Source organism: Hirschia litorea (genome assembly GCF_042665075.1).
Classification (GTDB): Bacteria; Pseudomonadota; Alphaproteobacteria; order Caulobacterales; family Hyphomonadaceae; genus Hirschia; species Hirschia litorea.
The window spans coordinates 160,606-181,920 of record NZ_JBHTBR010000004.1 but is presented as its reverse complement, the minus strand read 5'-3'; the positions used below and the strand labels follow the sequence as shown (position 1 = coordinate 181,920).

Sequence of the window (21,315 nt, the reverse complement as noted above, 5' to 3'; positions counted from 1 at the left end):
TTGGTTTTAACAAACTGGAAACCATAGTTTTACGAATCGCTAAATCAGTCGTTAATAAACGCAGGTTAGTGTTTGAGGTCTAAGGCGAGAAACGCCATAAATTCGAGGCCAGAGAACATGCCACTAAAGCTTTCGTTGAAGCCGCAAGAGAAATTCGTCGTAAATGGCGCAGTGCTCCAAAACGGTGATCGTCGTTGCGTCATGCTCTTACAAAATAAGGCTTCGGTCCTGCGTGAAAAAGATATCATGCAGCCAGAGGACGTGAATACACCTGCAAAACACATCTATTTCCCAGTGATGTTGATGTATTTGGATGGTGGTGCGCCCGGTGGTCAGCATTATGAGGAATTTGTCCTGCGTATTACTGAATTTATGTCTGCCATTTCCAATGCAGATGTATTGAAAGAATGCGTTTCTCTTTCGCGCGATGTGATGGGTGGCGATTATTACCGCGCGCTAGGGCGTTGCCGTAAATTGATCGCGTACGAAGAGGAAGTTCTGGGTAATGTCAATTCAAGCCTACCAAAAGACAGCCAATAGAACCGCAGACCCACGTGATGTGGAGTTTCGGCTATTTGCTGAGGTAACGCGTGACCTCATGGAAGCGCAAAAAGCTGATAAATTTGCATTCGGTCAAGTGGTTGCTGCGCTTGATAAAAATCGTCGCGTTTGGAATGCGATGGCGATGGATTGTGCGCAAGAAGGCAATGGATTGCCTGAAGAATTGCGTGCGGGCATCATTTCCTTGTCGCTTTTTGTGGGACGGCACACGTCCGAAGCGTCTCGAAATCGCGATGAAATTGAAACTTTGATAGATATTAATCGCAATATCATGCAGGGGCTGGCCGCTGCAAAAGGGTTGCCGCAATCGGCTGCCGACAGCTCTATAGCTGCTGCTTAAACTGTATCAATCCAATATTTGAAGCGTGAGACGGGTTGGGGCGCTTTGGGTATTGAGGTTTGTTGTATTGTTGAGATTGTCTCCGATACACACATTTAAAATCACACACTAAATTGTTATTTCTAATCAAAAAAATGCGAGTTTTTGTGAACGATTTCTATCATTAAGTTCAGTTCCTAGTGATCGCTAAATACCCTTTTATGCCGCCACGTCCTTAGAGGCGGTGTGTATATCAAAAGAGGGTTTTCTATGACACATTCAATTCGTACTATTGCCTGTCTTCTCGCATCTAGTGCTGTATTTACTGGCTTAGCGCACGCAGATAGCGGCTTTTATGTTTCTGGTGGTCTTAATTCTACGACTTTGACGCAAGATGTAAGTCGCAATACTGGTTCAAACCTTCCAAATACAGGGCCGGCAGATGGGCCGAGCGCGACAACTACGGACCAAGATACAGGTGCGAGTGTGTATGTAAGTGCTGGATATCGTCTTGATGTATTGGAAAACTCATATTTGGAGTTTGAAGCATTTTACGCTGACGAAAATGCAGAAACGCAAAACCTCAACAATGTTTTGGTTAGCGAAGTTGAATTGAAAAATAGCTATGGTCTTGACCTTCACCTTGGACAAAAAGTCACTGACACATTCAGCGTGTATGGTTTGGTGGGTGTGACGCAATATGAAGGCGATGCAAATCAATCTTATACTTTTGCGCCTCCGGTGACATCCGTGGAATTGGAAGAGACAGCGTTTGTATATGGTGCAGGTGTTGAGCTTGGTTTGAGCAAGCATATCTCAACATTTGGCGAGGTGCGTATCTCCAATGATGTTGAGTTTGATACGCCAGTCGATAAAGGCGGAATTATCAGCCAGAACAATCTAGATTTCACAACTATCCGCACAGGATTGAAGTTTAAATTCTAGATTTGAATAGACGAATTTGGAGAAACGGCAGGCTTAACGTCTGCCGTTTTTTTATGACTGCAACTGTGTGAGAGCCTGCGCTAATTCCTCATGAGAGTAGATAATTCTCTTCGCACCAATGGCGGTAAGTTGCGTCGCTAATTCAGGCCAAACATGGCCGCCGCCCATAAATCCCCATACATCCATATTGGCGGCCATTGCTGCTTTTACACCATTAATACTGTCTTCGATAACAAGGCAATTTTCTGGTTTCGCGCCAATTTGCGTGGCTGCATATAAAAAGACATCAGGGTGAGGTTTGCCACGTGCGACTTGATCGGCTGAAAACACATTAGGATAGACCAGATCAGCCAAACCAGTTTGAGTGAGGTTTGTTTTTAAGTGATGGATTTTAGAAGAGGAGGCGACCGCTTTCTTTCCTTTCCAAGCACGCAAACTTAAGTCTGCATTCGGCACAGGCGTGAGGTGGGTCGCAAAATGTGCATCGCGTGCTGCCCACATGTCATCAAAAAGGTTTTCAGGCATTGGTCTGTTATGCTGGGCAAGATAATCACGCCCCATTTGAGCGCGCATGCCCACGCCATCCATGCCAATAAATGCGCGTGCGAAATCCATGCGTTCGTAGAAAAAGTTGTTTTGTGCCAAAAAGTTGACCTCAATATCGAGGGCAAGCATTTCTGTGTCGATGAGTACGCCATCACAATCAAATAAAATTGTATCTATCATTTGCTTTCACTTGCGGAGCGGGTGAAGAATCTCTCTTAATTTAAGTGTGCAGATCACACCTCATAAAGCCTGTCAAAGCGTGAGGGTAAGCTGCGTTTTTACTCTGCGCATTGGGCAGTATTTTCACCTTGCTGGGTCGAATTTTCCTAGTGGGTAACAACTACCGCAAATATTGCCGTAATTTAAGATGCAACACGCAAAGAATGTTTGAAAATATTCAATAAAATCAAATTGTTATAAATTTGCGTAAAATTTGATCTATTGGCCCGGAAATTGCTTCTACTCGTGTGAACAAAATGTTCGGTGGCTTATAGCTTCCTCCTTACAGAATGAAAGGGATTTACCCCGATGGCTTCTTTATCGGTAAACACGAACAACGGAGCGATGATCGCTCTACAACAACTTAACAAGACGAATATGTCATTAGCTGAAACTCAGTCACGGATTAATACCGGTTTGAAAGTTGCCGGCGCTAAGGATAATGGTGCGATTTTCGCCATTGCCCAAGGTATGCGCTCGGAAGTTTCAGGTTTGGGTGTTGCCCAACAGAGTTTGGATCGCGTTCAGTCTACAACTGATGTGGCCCTTTCAGCTGGTGAAGCCATTTCTGATTTGTTGATTGATATGAAAGAGAAGGCGCTTTCTGCAACAGATACAACTCTGTCTACAGAGCAGCGTGCTGCATATAACGAAGACTTTACAGCGCTTCGTAACCAGATCGGAAAGATCGTAGGGAATGCCGAGTTTAACGGTGCAAACCTTATCGATGGTTCTGTGACGGATATTGCAGCCATTGCCAATGCGGATGGAACATCTTCATTGACAGTGCCAGCAGAAGACTTGTCGCTTAGTGGTACTATTGTGACGGTCACGGCAACACAGTCATTTACGACTGTAACGCAGGCAAGTACTGCAGTTGCTGCGGTTTCTGCATCTATTCAAAACCTAAATGGTGCTTTGGCACGTTTGGGTACAGCAGCTAAAGCCGTCGAAATACACAATGTATTCGTTGGCAAGATGTCTGATCAATTGACGACTGGGATTGGTAATTTGGTTGACGCTGACTTGGCAAGAGAAAGTGCGGCTCTTCAATCGTTGCAGACAAAGCAACAATTGGGTGTGCAGGCATTGTCGATTGCGAACCAGGCTCCAGCCATCATTAATTCGCTCTTCCAAGGTTAGAAGGCGTTCGGTCTTGGGCGAAGCATCAACTTCGCCCGGGCCGCCTCCCTTCTAGGATCAATAGATCTTAGGTTTGAGGCATTGCTCCGTTTGTTTCATGTGCGCAAAAAGCGCGTCTTATGACGAACCCGCCAGATATGAACCAGAAAAGGTTCAGGGCGGTTTTTTTGTGCCTCGAGAAATGAGGCGGGGTCAAACCGTATAGGTTTTGCCGATGGGAAAGTATTGCCTAGAGAATACTCGGCAAATTTTATGCTAAATTCCTGTAAACTATGAATTTTACCAATTGAATTAAGAATTGAAGGCCCAAAAGTGCGGCGCGTCGTGATTTTTATTAACGATCACCAACTGGCATCATCTTTGCGTGGAGAATGGCGGAAGCAAAAAGCTTCTGGAAGCAAAAAGCTTCGTACATATTCCTGAAAGGATACGTCAAAATGACGAGCGTAAACACAAACCCAGGTGCAATGATTGCCCTACAACAACTAAACAAAACAAACGCACAACTTGAGACAACTCAAACACGTATTAATACTGGTTTGGCTGTATCAAGCGCGAAAGACAACGGTGCGATCTTCGCTATTGCTCAAGGCATGCGCGCAGATGTGGCATCTTATGGTGTTGTAAAGCAATCCTTGGATCGCGTTGGTTCAACTGTTGATACTGCTATCGCAGCTGGTGAAGCTGTTTCTGATCTCTTGGTTGAGATGAAAGAAAAAGCACTTGGTGCAAAAGATGGTACACTTACAACTGCTCAACGTTCAGCTTATGACGAAGACTTTAAAGCGCTTCGTGATCAGATCTCTACAATCGTAGACAACGCTGAATTCAACGGTGCAAACTTGTTGGAAAACGGTGCAGCAGACATCACAGCTTTGGCTAACACTGATGGTTCAAGCACGATCACTGTTCAAAACGAAGACTTGTCTTTGACAGGTACAACTATCACTTTGACACCAGCGTCAGACATTAACACTGTCACAAAAGCTGGTAACGTGATCACTGCACTTGAAACTTCAATCGATAACGTAAACGCTGCCTTGGCACGTTTGGGTACAGGTTCAAAAGCTTTGACAACGCACTCAACATTCGTAACGAAGCTTTCTGACGCAATGGAAGCTGGTATCGGTAACCTTGTTGATGCTGACCTTGCTAAAGAATCCGCAAAACTACAGTCTCTACAAACGAAGCAACAGCTTGGTGTGCAGGCTCTATCTATTGCGAACCAGTCTTCTGGTTTGGCTCTGTCTTTCTTCCGATAGGACGAAGGCGACTAAATCGAATAATAAGAAAACTCCGGCGCGCAATCGCCGGAGTTTTTTTATGTCTAAAATTGCGCGACATTTAGCTCAATGAAAGAAGCGGGAAGACCTCAACACGCGCGCCACGACAGCACTGTCAATCCAGAGTGATAGCAGACGCATGGCGCGGGGCAGGCATGGGGTCCTCAGCGTGTAATCAGGGGGCATGCAGCAGGGCAGCGGATTGAACATTATGTGTGGTCTGATTTTTAGTCACCCCATCATAAAAATCGTATTTAATTCAATTGTATACACGAATAATTAACCACGTTTTGGGTGGCTGTTCTGCATCTTGTTAATAAACGCACCTTTGAGGTAGGCACATATTGCCCCATATCTTTCCCGGCAATATTTTCCGCTAGGCAAAAAGTGCAAAATACATCCATATAGCCCATTCATACATTGTTTACGAACGCCTACAAAAACGCTTTAAAATCAAGTTTCTTTGAGGAGTTGTTAACCCTAAATCCGGCACAGGACTTGCGATATACCCAGTAGGCAAAACGCCTCCAGATTAAAATGATCTGGTTTTCATTAACGCCTGAGATCAGGTACGAAAAAGGTATGTCAAAATGACAAGCGTAAACACAAACCACGGTGCAATGATTGCACTACAACAACTAAACAGCACAACACGTCAACTTGAGACAACTCAATCCCGCATCAACACGGGTTTGGCTGTATCAAGCGCGAAAGATAACGGTGCTATCTTCGCTATTGCTCAAGGCATGCGTGCTGATGTTGCTTCTTATGGTGTTGTAAAACAGTCTTTAGACCGTACTGGTTCAACTGTTGATACTGCTATCGCAGCTGGTGAAGCTGTTTCTGATCTCTTGGTTGAGATGAAAGAAAAAGCACTTGGTGCGAAAGATGGTACACTGACAACTGCTCAACGTTCAGCTTATGACGAAGACTTTAAAGCGCTTCGTGATCAGATCACGACTATTGTTGATAACGCTGAATTCAACGGTGCAAACCTGTTGAAAAACGGTGCTGACGACATTACGGCTTTGGCAAACGCTGACGGTACTAGCACACTAACTGTTGCTGCTGAAGACTTGTCTTTGACAGGAACAACAATCACATTGACAGCTGGTTCAGATATCTCAACTGTGACAAAAGCCGGTGATGCTATCACTGCACTTGAAGCATCTATCGACAATGTGAACGCTGCCTTGGCACGTTTGGGTACAGGTTCAAAAGCTGTAACTACTCACTCTACATTTGTGACAAAGCTATCTGACGCAATGGAAGCCGGTATCGGTAACCTTGTTGATGCAGACCTTGCCAAAGAATCCGCAAAACTACAGTCCCTCCAAACTAAGCAACAACTTGGTGTGCAGGCTCTGTCTATTGCGAACCAATCTTCTGGTTTGGCTCTGTCCTTCTTCCGATAGGACAATTCGATATTTCTTCCCGACCCGAAAGGGTCGGGGAGGACTATCGCGATATAGGATAGTCGGCTGCAAAAGGCAGGACCGGCGGGAGAAAAGGAAATGGGAACGGAATTATCACCACTTACTACAACATCACCTAAATTAGATGTTAGCCGTCCAGAGCGTATTTACAATGACGCTTATAAGGATGACAAGAAAATAGCAGATCAAGCCGTAGAAGCGCGTCGCAAACAATTTGTAGAAGAAATTGCGCGTCAACATGGTGTTGAGCACGGCAAATTAGTTATCGAAAAAGATAGCGAAACAGGGCGCTTTGTTCACACACTAATAGACACTGAAAGCGGCGATATTATTCGTCAGTGGCCAGATGTTGATTGGCTGAAAATTGCGAAGCAGACTGGAAGCTCTTCGGGTCTGTGGCTCGATAAAACGATTTAATTTATTTAAAATTTGAAGAAATATTTGTGTTTTCTCGCGAATGCGAAGGAAGTATTAACGAAAAGCGTTCAATTCTGTAGCCAACGAAAAAACTCGGGACCACCCGAACGACCACGTTTGGAGACAGATTATGGTAAACGGCGTATCAAACGCTCAGTCGCTTATAGCGTTGCAAAATCTGAATGCGACGAATAAAAGCCTTGAAACAACGACCGACCGCGTAAGCTCAGGCCTCAAGGTCGCGAACGCTAAGGACAATGCTGCTATATATTCAGTCGCGCAGGGATTGCGCGGTGAAAACTCGGCCTATGATATTATTCAGGTAAGCCTAAACAGATCCAAATCTATTGGTGATATTGCGATGGCTGCTGGAGAGACTGTTTCTGATATTTTGATTCAGATTCGCGAGAAAGCTTTGGCAGCGACGCAGGATATCGACGCAACATCACGTGCGGCATACCAAGAAGACTTTAATGGCCTTGTCACGCAGCTTGAGAAAATCGTTAGCGCAGCTACATTTGATGGCGTAAATCTGCTTGATAATTCATTGCCGAGCGGACTTGATTTCGTGGCAGATGCATCTGGTACAAATAAGCTTACAATTGCGTCTGAAGATTTCACATTTGGTGGCGCGAATATTACGCTCGATCCAGCGACGCATGATTTAAGCACGCCAGCTGATGCACAAGCAACGATGACAGCAATCCAGAACAGCATCACAAATGTGAATGGTGCTTTGGCACGCCTTGGAGGTGCATCTCAGAAAATTGATAATCACGCCAATTTCGTAACACGCCTTCAGGACGTGATTACCTCTGGTGTTGGTTCTCTTGTTGATGCTGATTTGGGTAAGGAAAGTGCCTTGCTGACATCGCTACAGGTGAAACAGCAGTTGGGCGTGCAGGCTATGTCTATTGCCAACCAATCTCCTGAGACGGTTCTTTCACTATTTCAAAACTAATTTGAGTTTGAATATGCTCAACCAGTTCCACGGTTAGAGGTCTGGTCTTCCCTAATCGTGCTACTTAAGCCCGAGTCTATTATTAGGCTCGGGCTTTTTTCTGCCCCGTTTTGCGCTATGAAGGGAAGATCATAGGCTTGCCATTATTATCTGTATTATAGAGAATAAGTACTAAAAGGAGTGATCTTTAATGCAGATTGAAATCCTCGATCCGGAAACTGAAGACGAGATTGCAGAACGTAAGCTTAACGCTGAAAAAGCGCGTAAGGCATTGCCAAAATTACTGAAATTTGTGCGTCATATACCTTTTGCCGAGGATGTAGCTGCATCCTATTATTGTGCGTTTGATAAAGAGACGCCTGGTCGTGTACGCGGAGTGTTACTTGCTGCGCTGGCATATTTTGTTGTGCCTACAGATGTAATCCCCGATTTCATTTTGGCATTGGGCTTCTCAGATGACGCAACAGTCATCGCTATGGCGATGGGGATTGTAAGCGGTCACATAAAGTCAGAGCACCGTCGAGAGGCGCAGCTGTTATTAGGCACGTACAAAGAGAAGAAAAGTTAGTTTTAAAAATTGACTTTAAAACAATCCATTAGCTGCTTGTGCGGTAATGCCCCGATAAATTTGTTACGAATTGTTACAATAACTGAAAACTTGTGATATTGTGAACCTCAACACGTTGTTCGGTAACGGGCAAACACTATAATAGGCGAGACAATGACACTTTTTTCGGAAACAGAAATCAACAATATCGAAAAAATGTGGCGCGGATTATCAACAGATCACCCGTGGACTGGCTTTGCGACACTGCCGGAAAATCCTGATGAAGTTTGGATATTTCGCAGTCGCGTGAACTGGCGTCGTTTTATTCTGCGCAAAACACCGGATGCTTATGTCTTGGTAGATGATACGCAAAACAGTGAAGAGTATTTTAGCCAATTGGATAATTTGGCTTTGAAGGTGAATGAAGTGCCTGCGCTTCCCAATTAAATTTGTAAGTTATTGATAGAAAACAAAAAAGGCTGAGATATTTTCTCAGCCTTTTTCTTTGGTTGAAAATCCAAAATGTTATTTCGGGTTACAATAGTAATAGAGTTTTTCTTGTGATTCAGCGAAATTTTTCGTCGATGCAAGAAGCTGTGTATCTCCGCGATGAGGTGCAACATCTTTTACAAGCGCAATTTGTGACTGCCCGTCGGGGCTAATTATATCAACGCGCTCTGAGTTGCTAATGGCTTTCATCGCACGCCAGTCTGTTTTGAAGACAAAGTTAGATGTCGGTTCTGATTTGCTGCGCGTATACATGCCTAGCAGGGTGAAAGCTTCACCATCTGATGTGCGCAGTGAGAAGGATGCGGCTTTACCAGAGTTTTCTTTAGGTTGAGCATTTAGCGTACCTGAAAGGGCACCTGTATCTGTATTACAGTTGAAGGAGAGTGGCGAAACATCGCTATCAGGCGCGCTTGCATCGTGCAGCGTCATATAAGGCGATTCTGGCCAAAGCAACTCGACAGCATGCCAGCTTGAGGTTGCTGAAATATCTCTTGCTGCGGCAGTGGATGTGGTGAGCGCAACTGGACCTTTCGTCTCTGTGACTTGAGGTGCACTCGCGGGAGTCGCAGGAGGGGGCGTTGTTGTCGACGCACAAGCTGAAGCCAATAGCGCAGTAGAGATAAGAAGGGGAAGGCGATATTTCATATTGCAGACTTTCAAGATGAGTGGGCAAAACGACCTGGGCCGATAAGTATGCTACCAATTTAGTTTTTGAGACTGGGTAGCCCCTTTTAAGCTGATGGTTGTGGCGAAATTAGGCATGACATAAAATTAATGCAGTGGGGCAGGGTATTTAAAAACGAGGACACCAAGAAAAATTGGTGAATCACGCCTTACCTTTGAAATTGGGCGCATTTTTAACTATAAATGGCAAGCGTATCGTAGAAAAAACCGTATTTTCTGCAGAAAATTCCAGTGGATAAGTTGGATAGTGCGAATCTGCTCTTGTCACATTAATGTAAGAAATCTATTCGGGATTGGGGATTTAAAACCGAAGAAGGTTTGGTGAGAGTATGAGTAGCGAGTCCGAACAGAATGGCAAACCGGTCTGGGCTTTGGCTCTACACGGTGGTGCAAGCACTGGTCCATCCAAGCATGATGTAGAGACTGAGGCTTTTATGGCCCAATTGCTCAAGCGCGGCGGAGAGATGCTGCAGCAAGGGGCTAGCTCTGTGGAGACAGTAAAAGAAATGGTGCGTGCGCTTGAGTCTTCAGGCTTGTATCTGGCTGGAAAGGGAGCCGCACCAAATAAAAATGGCGAATTTGAACTTGATGCTGCCATTATGGATGGCGAGACGCGGCTTGCTGGCTCGGTAGCTGGGCTGAAAGGTTTTGAGCATCCAGTTGAGGTTGCAGAGCAGGTTATGCTTAAAACACCCCATATTATGCTTGTTGGACAGGGGGCTGCTCAGTTTGCTGGTGAGAATAATTGCGCACGCATCGACAATCCCGAAGATTATTATACGCCCGTCCACTATGATTTATTTGATCAGGACGAGCGCAAAATGACAGGCACAGTGGGGGCTGTCGCTTTGGATGTGGAAGGCTTACTCGCTGCGGCTACATCTACTGGCGGTGCGCCTGATAAGGTGCCCGGTCGGGTTGGAGATTGTCCTATTATCGGCGCAGGTACATGGGCAGATGAACGTGTTGCCGTATCGTGTACGGGCATGGGTGAATACTTTATGCGTGCAAATGCAGCTGCTGATGTGTCCGCACGCATTTGCTATGCGCGCACCAGTCTTGATGTCGCGACACGCGCTGTATTGGAAAATGTACTCTTTTTAGGTGGTAAGGGTGGTTTGATAAGCATCGACCGTTTAGGCCGTATTGCTATGCCGTTTATCTCTGGTTCCATGGCGCGCGGTAGTATCCATTCCAATGGCGAAATGGTGGTCGCGACACTATAATGAAGGGCTATTTTGGAATAGGGGCGGAGCGTATCTCCAAGCCGATGAATATGGGTGCGCTAATGCGTACGGCGCACGCATTTGGAGCGAGCTTCGTTTATTCTATTGATGCAGCGTTGCCGGTACGCTCTGTCTATAGTTCTGATACCTCTAAAGCCATTGAAAATATGCCATATTATAATTGGGATTCTATTGATGATATGGCTTTGCCGCGCGGGTGCCAAATTGTTGGAATAGAATTGACCGACGACGCGATTGAGTTGCCAGAATTTAAGCATCCCAAAGCCGCTGCTTATGTGTTGGGGCCAGAGCTTGGAAATCTTAGCCCGCAAATGATGGAAAAATGCCATCATATTGTGAAAATACCCACCAAGTTTTGTATAAATGTATCTCTTGCGGGGGCATTGGTTATGTATGATCGCATGGTCAGTATGGGAAAATATGATCTGCGTCCTATTATGCCGGGCGGCCCAAAGAAATAGGCGTGATCTTAATAAGGCCGCGAATAAAGCCCAACATCTCCATGAAATCGCTTTGATTGCCTGAATAGCTATTCAGGTGACTATCTCAACTAAGCAATTGCCTTAGAAACAAATTTCTTTTTGTTGCAGTGGCAATATTGCGTGACCCGCTCTAAGATACGCATTGTGGGTCGATGGAGAAAACCATGAGTAATCGGGTGTGGAACGGTTTGCGGTTCGGATTGATGACGGCATTGATAAGTGTCGTTGCTGCGTGTGGGGATACAAATGCGCCCGCTTCAACAAGTCCTCGGGATGTGCGGGCGAAAGTGGATGGGCCGGAAATTGCGGTTCGTGGTGAAAAATCCAGACGCGCCGAAGAGGAGCGTTCCAATGAATTTGAATTTGTGCGCTATTCTGCAAACACGCAAGGCGAAGCACCAATTGCCTGCCTTGAATTTTCTCATTCCCTAAGCTCGAAAACAGATTATTCCGCTTATGTTGAGCCGCCTAAAGATGTTGCGCTCGCATTTGACGTCGAAGGTTCGCGTTTATGCATTGGTGGTTTAGGGTTTGCCGCTGCAACAGATCTTATGTTGAAAGCAGGTTTCCCAGGCTCGGGACGAAACCGTCAGTTAGAACGCGATGAGAAAATCACAATCGATTTTGGTGATCGTCCAAGCTATGTGGGGTTTAAAGGCGATGGTGTGATCTTGCCGCGTATTGATGCGGACGGTCTGGCTATCGAAACTGTAAATGTTGACGCGTTGAAAATTGATGTTTCGCGCGTAACCGATCGTGCTCTTGTGTTTAAAAGCATTACGTCAGGCTTCAATGTTGGACGCGGGGAATATAGCTGGCAGGGTGGTCAGGATGATCCCTATGATGTGGCTGAGCATTTATGGTCGGGTGAGCTAGATGTTGAAAGTACTGGGAATACAGCCGCTACAACCGTGTTCTCTATGGCGAGCGCCGTTAAAAAATTAGAGCCCGGCGCTTATTATATAAAAGTGGAAGAAATCCCGAAAGGGTCTTTGGAAGTTGATAATCCAGCCCGTGCAGCTCGATGGTTGATCGTAACTGACCTAGCATTGACTGCGTATCACGGTGCTGATGGTTTGCAGGTGACAGCGCGTTCAATTGATTCAGCGCGGATTGCACGTGAAGTGCGCCTTGATCTGGTGGCACGCAGCAATGAAGTCTTAAAATCAGAAAAGACAGACCTATTTGGCCGCGTGAAATTTTCTGGTGCTTTATTGCGAGGCAAAGATGCACAGCAACCACGCATGGTAATGGCATATGATCAAAATGGTGATTTTGCTGTCCTTGATCTTGATCGTGCCTCAGTGGACCTATCTCAATATCCCGTCAGTGGACGCTCGCCTCCAGATGGTCATGATGCCTATCTTTACACAGAGCGCGGTATATATCGTCCGGGTGAAACTGTCTGGATTAATGCGCTTATCCGCGATCTGACAGCACGCTCGGTTTCCGGTAGTAAAGGGTTTATGCGTCTGTATGCACCCAATGGTGTTGAAGCTGCAAATTGGCGTTTCGAGGGCGGGCTAGAAGCAGGGGGAATGACCCGTTCTTATGCGCTGCCAAAAGCCGCGGCACGAGGTATGTGGCGTATTGATATGGAGCTTGATGGCCAAGGCGTCATCGGCTCAACACGTATCTCGGTTGAAGATTTTGTCCCTCAACGTATTGAATTAAAAATCTCTGCAGAAAACGATACTCCAATCGGCAAGGATGAAGTCCGCGCAATCAATACAGATGTGCGCTTTCTTTATGGCGCACCGGGCGCTGGTCTTACTGTTGAAGGCATGACTCGCGTCGAGGTTGATCCGTCACCCTTTAAGGCATTTGCAGGATACTCATTTGGAAAGCATGACGAACAATTTCGCCAACGCGAGTTTGATTTAAGTGATGCCACAGCTGATGGTGCAGGACAGGCCGTTTTGCGTCTTGATCTTGCAGGTGAAACTATTGAAAGCTCGAAACCATTGCGGTTGCGCACTGTTGTAAGTGCAATGGAGCCGGGTGGTCGCGCAGTGCGAGATGATGTGCGCCTGCCATATCGTCCAAATGATGTGTATGTGGGTGTATTACCTGAATTTGACGGTAGTGCAGCACAGGATGAAGCTGCGCGCTTAAAAGTTGTCGCTGTCAAAGCAAATGGCGAACAAATTTCTGGCAATGTGAATTGGCGTCTTGTTCGTATAGATTGGGAATATGACTGGTATCGTTCTGGTGGGGGGTCGTGGAAATGGCGTCGAACACGCAATGTTGTCCCGATCGAAGAAGGCAGTTTAGAACTTGCTGCGGATGTACCAGCGCAATTGGTCACACGCCCATTAGATTGGGGTGATTATGAACTCGTTCTAACCGAGGAAAATTCAGCAGCAACTGCCAGTTATGGTTTTTGGGCTGGTTGGGGTGGTGGCCCTCAAGAAGGAGCTGAAGCGCCAGATCGTGTGCGCATTTCTGCACCATTAGATCCAGTCGAAATTGGTAAAAAGGCAAGCTATACCATTTTACCGCCATATCCGGGTGAAGCAGAAATTGTTGTCGCGAATGACAACATAATCGAAACACGCACAATCACCTTGCCTGAAAAGGGTTTGAAGGTTGATTTCAACGTCACAGAGGAGTGGGGTGCGGGGGCATATATTATGGTCAGCGTGTTTACACCGCGTGACCCTGTCGCGCGTCCACGCCCTCGACGAGCAGTGGGTGTCGCCTATGCGCCAGTTGATGTAAATAACCGCACATTTGATGTCGCGATTAAAACACCAGAAATCGTGAAGCCTCGTCAAAAAATCACCGTTGAACTTGAGGCAAGTGGCGGGCCACGCGGAGAGCTTGTGTATGCAACGCTTGCTGCTGTTGATGAAGGTATTTTGCAACTCACTAAATTTGACTCGCCTGATCCAAGTGACCACTTCTTTGCGAAACGTCGTTTAGGCGTGATGTTAAAAGATGATTATGGGCGTTTGCTTGATCCTAACCAAGGTGCAGCCGCTAAGCCGCGATCAGGGGGAGACCAGATAGGAGGCGCAGGCTTAACAGTCGTGCCGACGAAGTCCGTCGCATTGTATTCAGGCATTGTGCGCATGGGGCGCAGCGGCAAGGCAGAGATAGATCTACAATTGCCAGACTTTAATGGCGAATTGCGCTTAATGGCAGTGGTTTGGTCGGAAACAGGGATGGGATCACATGATCTTCCTCTCACCGTACGTGATGATGTGCCTGCGGAAGTTATCTTACCGCGTTTCCTAGCTCCAGGAGACAAAGCCATTGCGACTGTCACAATGGACAATGTCGCTGCGACACCGGGCAATTATGATGCTGCTCTCTCAAGTGGTGCAGGAATTGAAATTGAAGATGCCAACGTTACAGCCATGCTTAATCGCAATCAACGCGCTGATATTGCGGCTCCAATTTCAGCGTCAGTTGAAGGTGTTTCGCGTATTGGTATGCAGCTAACAGGGCCTAATAATTTTCAGGTTGAGCGGGAGTATGGCATTCAAGTGCGATCTCCGTATCTGCCTGTAAACCGGATTGAGCAAGTAGTGTTGCAACCGGGAGAAAGCTGGACAGCGCCCATAAGTGCGCTAGATGGATTCGTGTCTGGTTCATCCAGTTTGATGGTGTCTGCCTCTGCCATTCCGATGGACGCGTCAGCGCTGTATAAGAGCTTAAGTGAATATCCTTATGGCTGTACTGAGCAGACTGTAAGTCGTGCTATGCCCTTGTTATATGCAAGTAATCTTGCTGGCATTGCTGGGTTGGAACCTGATACGCAAATTAAAGCGAAAGTTCAGGAAGCTGTTTCGACAATCTTAAATCGCCAAAGTTCAGATGGCTCAATTGGGTTGTGGAGAATGGGCGATGGGCACGCAACGCCATGGGTTGGCGCTTATGCTGTTGACTTCATTGCACGCGCCAAGGCTGCGGGTTATCTCGTGCCAGATGCAGCGTTAGAAAAAGCGTATTCATCATTGGCGAAAGTTGCTGCACAACAAAACCGTTGGAGTTCTGGCTATGATTATGATGTTTATACATCGCGCTGGAATCCTGACACAGATGAGCGCCTAAGCAATCGTTCAGCTGCCTATGCCGCTTATGTTCTGGCGCGTGGCGGGAAGATTGAAGCGTCTCGCTTACGCTATTTACATGATGAATTGCTGAAGAAAACCGACAGTCCGCTTGCGCGTGCGCAAATCGGTGCGGCGCTTCATTTTATTGGCGATAATGCGCGTTCCAGTTCGGCATTTGATGCTGCTGTTGATGGCTTGGGCTATGAAAACAAAGGCGATTATTATCAAACATCACGTCGTGATAGTGCGGGTGTGTTGGCGCTTGCTGCGGAAACGGGTGATCGCGATCTTGTCGCCCAATTAACCGATCGCGTTGTGGATCAATTACCTGACCCAGACAGGCTCACGACGCAAGAAAAGGCATTCTTGCTGATGGCTGCAAACGGTTTATCCAATGGCGCTCGCAATGTGAAATTAACAGCGCTTGGGAAAGTCGTTGAGATGGCGAAACAGCGTAGCTATATTGCGCATGAGGATGCGTTTATTGCTGCAGAAGAGCCTGATGAGGAAAGCGTTTTACCAAGCTTCACCAATGAGGGCGATGGCCCGCTATGGGTTACGAGTATTGCGCATGGTTCGCCGGTGAAAGCTCCACCTGCGGCGCGTCAGGGATTGTCGGTATCTAAATCTATTTACAAAATGAATGGACGCAGAGCGGTTCTGGAAAATGTGCAGAGAGGAGATCAACTGATTGTAGCATTGAGTGTGACGCCTCAAGATAAGAATACACATCAATTGATTATTGCTGACTTGCTTCCTGCCGGATTTGAAATCCAAGCGGTACTAACGCCTGAAACTGCTGGTCCTTACGGGTTTGTAGGTGATTTAAGTTATCCTGATGTCGCTGAGGCACGGGATGATCGTTACCTTGCATCATTGACTGTCCGTGAAGGAGAGAGAGCTTTATTTGCTTATGTGGTGCGTGCGGTCACGCCGGGGGATTTCGCAATTCCTGGTGTCGTAGCGGAGGATATGTACCGCGCAGATATATTTGGTCGTTCTGATGCGGGGCGCGTGCAGATATCTGCGGGTAATTAATTGGGGGCCTTATTGAGGCTGAATCCAGTCATGTGGATGCAACGCATAAAGTCCAACCTCCTAAGAGCGTTTTGTGCGCTCTTAGGAGGTATCACGCTTATTGGCTTGGCTGATTTAGCGTTTCCACCGCCTTTAGCGAAGGCGTATCAGATTTCTCAAGTTGTGTTGGACCATAATGAGCAGCCTTTGCGGGCGTTTCCGCTAAAGGACGGTCGTTGGCGGCTGAAGGCTGATCTGGATAAGATAGATCCTGCGTTCATAGATGCGCTGCTCGCGTATGAAGATGAGCGTTTCTATCGGCATATTGGTGTTGATTTCCAAGCCATTACACGTGCGAGCTTGAGCTTGGTGAAAGCAGGGCGCGTTGTGTCTGGTGGTTCTACTATCACGATGCAAACTGCACGTTTATTGGAACCAAAGCAGCGTAATTTTTCAGCCAAGATCCAACAAGCTATCCGCGCGCTACAATTGGAAATGCGGTTGAGCAAACGAGAGATATTAGAGCTCTATCTTACCTTAGCTCCCTATGGGGGGAATATAGAAGGCGTGCGGTCGGCAAGTTGGGCGTATTTAGGGCGTGAACCCAATGTGCTGACGCCTGATGAGATTGCCTTGCTGATTGCTTTGCCCCAATCGCCAGAGGCGCGGCGACCAGATTTACGGCCCAACGCAGCTATTCGTGCGCGGGAGCGGGTATTGAAGCGCCTCGTCACCAAACGAATTATCACCGCAGAACGCGCAGTGGAAGCTGCTCAAACACAGGCACCAAAGCGACGTGATTTTCCCAGCTTTGCATGGCAGGCTTCGGAAGAGGCACAACGTCGTGCATCCGCCTTGCAGCCTGATATTCATACGTTTTTGGATATTCGTTTACAAACACGCCTTGAAGATATGGCGCGGGAAGCGGTTTCTGAACTTGGTGAAAAAACACAGATTTCGGCTATCGTTGTTGATATTAAGACACGCAATGTATTGGCATCTATAGGGTCAGCTGAGCGTAATCGTGCTGGAGGGTGGTTAGATCTTACAAACAGGCATAGATCGCCCGGTTCCACGCTCAAACCCTTTATATATGCAATGGCGTTTGATGAAGGATTAGCTGCGCCTTCCACTCAAATTTCGGACCTTCCCAAGCGGTTTAAGTCCTATCAACCAGAGAATTTTGACCGCACATTTCGCGGGGATGTGACTATTTCTGAGGCTCTGCAGCATTCATTGAATGTGCCGGCTGTGCAAACTCTGGAGGCGATAGGGCCATCGCGTTTTGCGGCTAGCTTGGGGTTTGCTGGGGCTGTTCCGCAATTGCCCCAACGCGCTGATAGTGACGCTGGCTTGGCGCTCGCCCTTGGTGGTGTGGGGCTAACAGTGCGCGATATGGCGCTATTATATGCAGCGCTTGGTGGGGGCGGCGTAGCTAAACCGCTAAACTGGATTGAAGCAGATACGACTACGCAAGTGCGTGAAGGGGAGACGCAAACACGGTTTTTATCTTCGCAAGCGGCTGAAAAAGTTATCAATATTTTGAAATCTGCACCCACACCGCAAGGACGTATGCCATCAGCATTGACAAAAGGTGCGCCACAAATTGCTTTTAAAACAGGAACTTCTTACGGATTTCGTGATGCATGGGCGGCTGGTGTTTCAAATGGTTTAGCTATTGTTGTCTGGGTGGGGCGTGCTGATGGGGCACCGCGCACGGGGGCGACGGGACGTGAAGCAGCTCTCCCAATTTTGTTTGATGCATTCGATATCGCAAGTTTGACGTTGCGCCGACGTCAAGAACATATGCCGGTAAGTGATGCCGAAATGACAGGGAGTGCTCCTTTTACACTGGCTAATTTTGAAGATCAGCACCAGCCGCCAGAAATTTTGTTTCCGCCTGATAATAGCGAGATTTGGCAGGATGAAGTGGGGCGTGGATTTACGCTTTCTGCGCGCGGTGAAGGGCAATTAAGATGGTATGTGGAAGGTAGCCCCATTCCTGTAAATACCTATGGGGACACTGTTTGGACACCAAAAGAAGAAGGGTTTTATACTTTGGAAGTGGTAGATAAACGCGGGGAAAGTCGCTCTTCAACTGTTAGAATTACACAACACGCGCAATAAAAGTGTGCATAAATTCCAATCATCTCCGAAAAAAGCTATGTGTAACTGTCGAATATCCCTATCTTTAAATGAAGGCGTATGACTGGAATGAATAGGGATATTGAGTTTTGAATTTTTTATCCAAATCATTCAAACATTTGGAGTAGCATTTAAATGGCCGTGTTGTTGGGAGGATAGTAGTTGATTATCCAACTGGTAGAAGATGATGCGGTCTATACTGAGTTCGTACAACTCATGTTTGAAAATGCGATGAATGTCTCCATTAATGCGAGTGCGAGTGTCGACCAATTTAAAGCTGATATCGGGGATAAACACATAGACCTTCTGCTGGTGGATGTGAGGCGGCCTGATTCTGTATCCATTCAAGATGATGTAAAAGAGCTTAAGGCGCTTTGTTCAGCGCCAATAGTATTTATGACGAATGGAGATACCGCTCGTTTACGGGATCAAGCGTTTGAAGCGGGGGCGGAAGCGGTCATAGACAAAGCTGACCTTTCAGAAGGGCTGATACGTCAAATTGCACTGAATGCGAAAGCGCGGGGTAAGTCTGGTGGGTATAGCCACAAGGGGAAGGATCGCCGCAAAGGGGACAGGCGAAGTGCTGATCGGCAGGCTGGAAAGTCCATTGAAAGCGTAAGTCTGGAACGAAATTTTGCAGCTCTAAGAGCGCCTCTAGCCTATCTTGAATCGGGTCTGAGTACGCTGGGAGAGGTGATGCGAGAGACGGGGAAGGCTGGATCTAGCCAATTCGTTGATCATATGCGCGAGACAATACAAGCGATTTCTCAGTACACGCAAGATGATTTGACGGCTCAAACTGGCAGTTCTCTTCATGCATTAATTCAGCAATCTTTGCTGCGTATTCAAAGACTTGCGCAAACCCGTGATATTAATTTAAGGGTTGATTGGGAAGAAGCCGGCTTTCGCCATATTGGCTCAGATGCACTTGTGCAGCTAGGGGTGCAGCATTTGCTTGAAGGCGTATTGCGGTGCTGTGTGGCCAAAGATGGGGTTTGGATGCAGGGCGAGAAGGCAGACGAGACTGGGGCAAGTGTTATCCGTGTGCATATGAGCCGTCGTGTATTGCCGTCCTCTGATATATTGTTCCCAGATGCTAAACCTTCTCTAGGTGTAGGGCTTGATGCGCTTTCTTCCATGCAATTGGGAGCTTTATTGTTGATGTTGTCGCCTAAACAAGTCCGATTGAGTACGGAAGAACGCCAACAATTATTGAGTGTTTATTTGTAAAAACGGTACGGTTTTTTATTTTAAGGTTTGTGGTTTTTGCAGGATTATGCATCTAAAAAACACTCTTACCTTAGGTAAACTTTTCCTCATTACGCATTTTTAATGCAAAGTTCGTGTGTGGAAAATTTTTGCGGTGGCGATATTTTCTACGTTAGATATATTGTATTGTACAACGTTGATATTATATCTCTTTTCCCAAGTGATTTTCTTTGCAAGTCAAAATATCTGGATACTTGTTTAAGTTGAAAATTTCGGGAATCAGCATGTTTATTTATCGTAATGTAAATAAAAATGCGTTTTGTAGTTGATTTATAAAAAATAATCTGTATTTACTCATCGTCTCGCTTTTTTGTACATCGATGCTGATGACATGGCGCGAAGGTAATGATTTGATAGTTAACATGATTTTGATTCATGTGCATCGCATTGTAACCTTTAAATAAGATTTCTAAGATTATCCTGATTACCTATCCTGTGAGCGATATTGTCAGGATTACAGATTAGTTCGGATTTGCCTGCGTCCCCCCCAACCCAGCTGGCAATTTTCGAGCTAGGCGCGCCGCTTTCTGGTTTACCAGGGAGCGGCGTTGCCATTTCTAGTCCTTGCTAATTGTCGCGCTGAGCGAATTTCTCCTTTTCATTATTTGCAATTTCTTGCACAAAGTCGGTGAATGTAGTGGAAGTGATGATGTGTAGCGTATGATTGATGGAATAGATCATCTTGTGTTTGTTTGCGGTAATTTAGAAGCAGCAAAAGCAGATTATAGCGCGCTTTTAGGGCGTGAACCTGATTGGCATGCCATAGATAATACAGCAGGTACGGCGACTGTCTTATTTCGTGTGGATAATATGGCGGTAGAGCTGTTTGGTCCGCATGGAGAGGGGCCAGTCGGGGCGAAGCTTCAAGCTATGGTGCAGGCGGGAAATGAAGGGCTTTCCAGTATTGCTTTTTCGTGCGCTGATATTGAAGAAATTCATAACAAATATATGCGGTTAGGGCTTTTTCCATCAGATATTTCTGAGGGGAAGAGTGAGGATATTCAAAGCGGCAAACAGCGAATCTGGCGACGTATAAGACTGGATACGCAGCGCACGCAGGGGGTGCGTCATTTCATTATAGAAAATGGTGAGGGCGGGGATATCTTGCCACGTGCGTGTGGAGATGATTGTGTCTCTTCGCTAGATCATGTGGTGATAAATAGCCCAAATGCTGATCGTGCTGCTGCCCTGTATGGTGCCCGCTTAGGGGCTGAACTGCGTCTGGACCTTGAGAGACCTGACCTTGCTTCCCACTTCCAGTTCTTTCGCGTAGGGGCTGCAACCCTTGAGGTTGTCAGTCGCATCGGTGTTGAAGCTGATAATGATTCTGATGATACTCTTTGGGGCGTGAGTTGGTCTGTAAAAGATATAAAAGCGGCGCATGAACGCGTTAAAAAAGCTGGTTTCCGTGTGACAGATATTCGCTCTGGCAGAAAAAACGGGTCTCTAGTCTTCACTGTTCTGGATAGAACGTGCAATACACCTACTTTGTTTATCCAGCAGCCTACGCAATAGGATTGTTG

At 46.5% G+C, this 21,315-nt stretch carries 18 protein-coding genes; 16 read left to right on the top strand and 2 right to left on the bottom strand.

The window, feature by feature from the left end; all coding sequences use genetic code 11:
* Positions 1–117 precede the first annotated feature (117 nt).
* The 3 genes from flbT to ACFQS8_RS08080 all read left to right on the top strand — a co-directional run bounded on the left by flbT (position 118) and on the right by ACFQS8_RS08080 (position 1,825).
* Entirely contained in the window at positions 118–540 is a 423-nt protein-coding gene (flbT, locus tag ACFQS8_RS08090; RefSeq protein WP_382166803.1) for a flagellar biosynthesis repressor FlbT, read from the top strand.
* Complete coding sequence (gene flaF, locus ACFQS8_RS08085) at positions 506–901, top strand: flagellar biosynthesis regulator FlaF (protein WP_382166802.1); 396 nt, start codon at positions 506–508, stop codon at positions 899–901. The genes flbT and flaF overlap by 35 nt, the downstream gene beginning before the upstream one ends.
* A gap of 249 nt (positions 902–1,150) precedes the next feature.
* Positions 1,151–1,825, top strand: coding sequence for an outer membrane beta-barrel protein (locus ACFQS8_RS08080; protein ID WP_382166801.1), 675 nt, complete (start codon positions 1,151–1,153; stop codon positions 1,823–1,825).
* A gap of 51 nt (positions 1,826–1,876) precedes the next feature.
* On the opposite strand, the gene ACFQS8_RS08075 is transcribed toward ACFQS8_RS08080, so the two are convergent.
* Positions 1,877–2,551: an HAD family hydrolase gene (locus ACFQS8_RS08075; protein WP_382166800.1), complete on the bottom strand. Its 675-nt coding sequence runs from the start codon at positions 2,549–2,551 to the stop codon at positions 1,877–1,879.
* 348 nt (positions 2,552–2,899) lie between these two features.
* Here ACFQS8_RS08075 and ACFQS8_RS08070 point away from each other — a divergent pair, with 348 nt between their 5' ends.
* The 7 genes from ACFQS8_RS08070 (at position 2,900) to ACFQS8_RS08040 (ending at position 8,824) form a co-directional block, all read left to right on the top strand.
* Positions 2,900–3,733 (top strand): flagellin, encoded by an 834-nt coding sequence (locus tag ACFQS8_RS08070; RefSeq protein ID WP_382166799.1) that lies wholly within the window; start codon positions 2,900–2,902, stop codon positions 3,731–3,733.
* 437 nt (positions 3,734–4,170) lie between these two features.
* Positions 4,171–4,995 (top strand): flagellin, encoded by an 825-nt coding sequence (locus ACFQS8_RS08065; protein ID WP_382166798.1) that lies wholly within the window; start codon positions 4,171–4,173, stop codon positions 4,993–4,995.
* A gap of 611 nt (positions 4,996–5,606) precedes the next feature.
* Positions 5,607–6,431: a flagellin gene (locus tag ACFQS8_RS08060; protein ID WP_382166797.1), complete on the top strand. Its 825-nt coding sequence runs from the start codon at positions 5,607–5,609 to the stop codon at positions 6,429–6,431.
* A gap of 99 nt (positions 6,432–6,530) precedes the next feature.
* Positions 6,531–6,869 carry a flagellar protein FlaG gene (locus tag ACFQS8_RS08055; RefSeq protein WP_382166796.1) on the top strand — a complete coding sequence of 113 codons (339 nt, stop codon included), beginning with the start codon at positions 6,531–6,533 and terminating at the stop codon, positions 6,867–6,869.
* Between the two features lie 130 nt (positions 6,870–6,999).
* Positions 7,000–7,830 (top strand): flagellin, encoded by an 831-nt coding sequence (locus ACFQS8_RS08050; RefSeq protein ID WP_382166795.1) that lies wholly within the window; start codon positions 7,000–7,002, stop codon positions 7,828–7,830.
* A gap of 190 nt (positions 7,831–8,020) precedes the next feature.
* Positions 8,021–8,398 (top strand): YkvA family protein, encoded by a 378-nt coding sequence (locus tag ACFQS8_RS08045; RefSeq protein WP_382166794.1) that lies wholly within the window; start codon positions 8,021–8,023, stop codon positions 8,396–8,398.
* Between the two features lie 153 nt (positions 8,399–8,551).
* Positions 8,552–8,824 (top strand): hypothetical protein, encoded by a 273-nt coding sequence (locus ACFQS8_RS08040; protein ID WP_382166793.1) that lies wholly within the window; start codon positions 8,552–8,554, stop codon positions 8,822–8,824.
* Positions 8,825–8,902: 78 nt separating this feature from the next.
* Here the strand turns inward: ACFQS8_RS08040 and ACFQS8_RS08035 are convergent, their stop codons facing one another.
* A complete protein-coding gene (locus ACFQS8_RS08035) occupies positions 8,903–9,532 on the bottom strand; it encodes a hypothetical protein (protein ID WP_382166792.1) in 630 nt (209 codons plus the stop codon).
* A 368-nt stretch (positions 9,533–9,900) separates the two neighbouring features.
* Here ACFQS8_RS08035 and ACFQS8_RS08030 point away from each other — a divergent pair, with 368 nt between their 5' ends.
* The 6 genes from ACFQS8_RS08030 to ACFQS8_RS08005 all read left to right on the top strand — a co-directional run bounded on the left by ACFQS8_RS08030 (position 9,901) and on the right by ACFQS8_RS08005 (position 21,307).
* Positions 9,901–10,797, top strand: a complete 897-nt coding sequence (locus tag ACFQS8_RS08030) for an isoaspartyl peptidase/L-asparaginase family protein (protein ID WP_382166791.1) — start codon at positions 9,901–9,903, stop codon at positions 10,795–10,797.
* A complete protein-coding gene (locus ACFQS8_RS08025; protein WP_382166790.1) occupies positions 10,797–11,279 on the top strand; it encodes an RNA methyltransferase in 483 nt (160 codons plus the stop codon). Before ACFQS8_RS08030 ends, ACFQS8_RS08025 begins: the two co-directional genes overlap by 1 nt.
* Positions 11,280–11,464: 185 nt before the next feature.
* Positions 11,465–16,399: an alpha-2-macroglobulin family protein gene (locus ACFQS8_RS08020; RefSeq protein WP_382166789.1), complete on the top strand. Its 4,935-nt coding sequence runs from the start codon at positions 11,465–11,467 to the stop codon at positions 16,397–16,399.
* Positions 16,400–16,429: 30 nt separating this feature from the next.
* Positions 16,430–18,505 (top strand): penicillin-binding protein 1C, encoded by a 2,076-nt coding sequence (gene pbpC, locus ACFQS8_RS08015; protein ID WP_382166788.1) that lies wholly within the window; start codon positions 16,430–16,432, stop codon positions 18,503–18,505.
* Positions 18,506–18,685: 180 nt separating this feature from the next.
* The gene (locus ACFQS8_RS08010; protein ID WP_382166787.1) at positions 18,686–19,753 is read left to right on the top strand and encodes a response regulator; all 1,068 of its coding nucleotides are present in this window, start codon (positions 18,686–18,688) and stop codon (positions 19,751–19,753) included.
* Between the two features lie 699 nt (positions 19,754–20,452).
* A complete protein-coding gene (locus ACFQS8_RS08005) occupies positions 20,453–21,307 on the top strand; it encodes a VOC family protein (RefSeq protein ID WP_382166786.1) in 855 nt (284 codons plus the stop codon).
* Positions 21,308–21,315 lie beyond the last annotated feature (8 nt).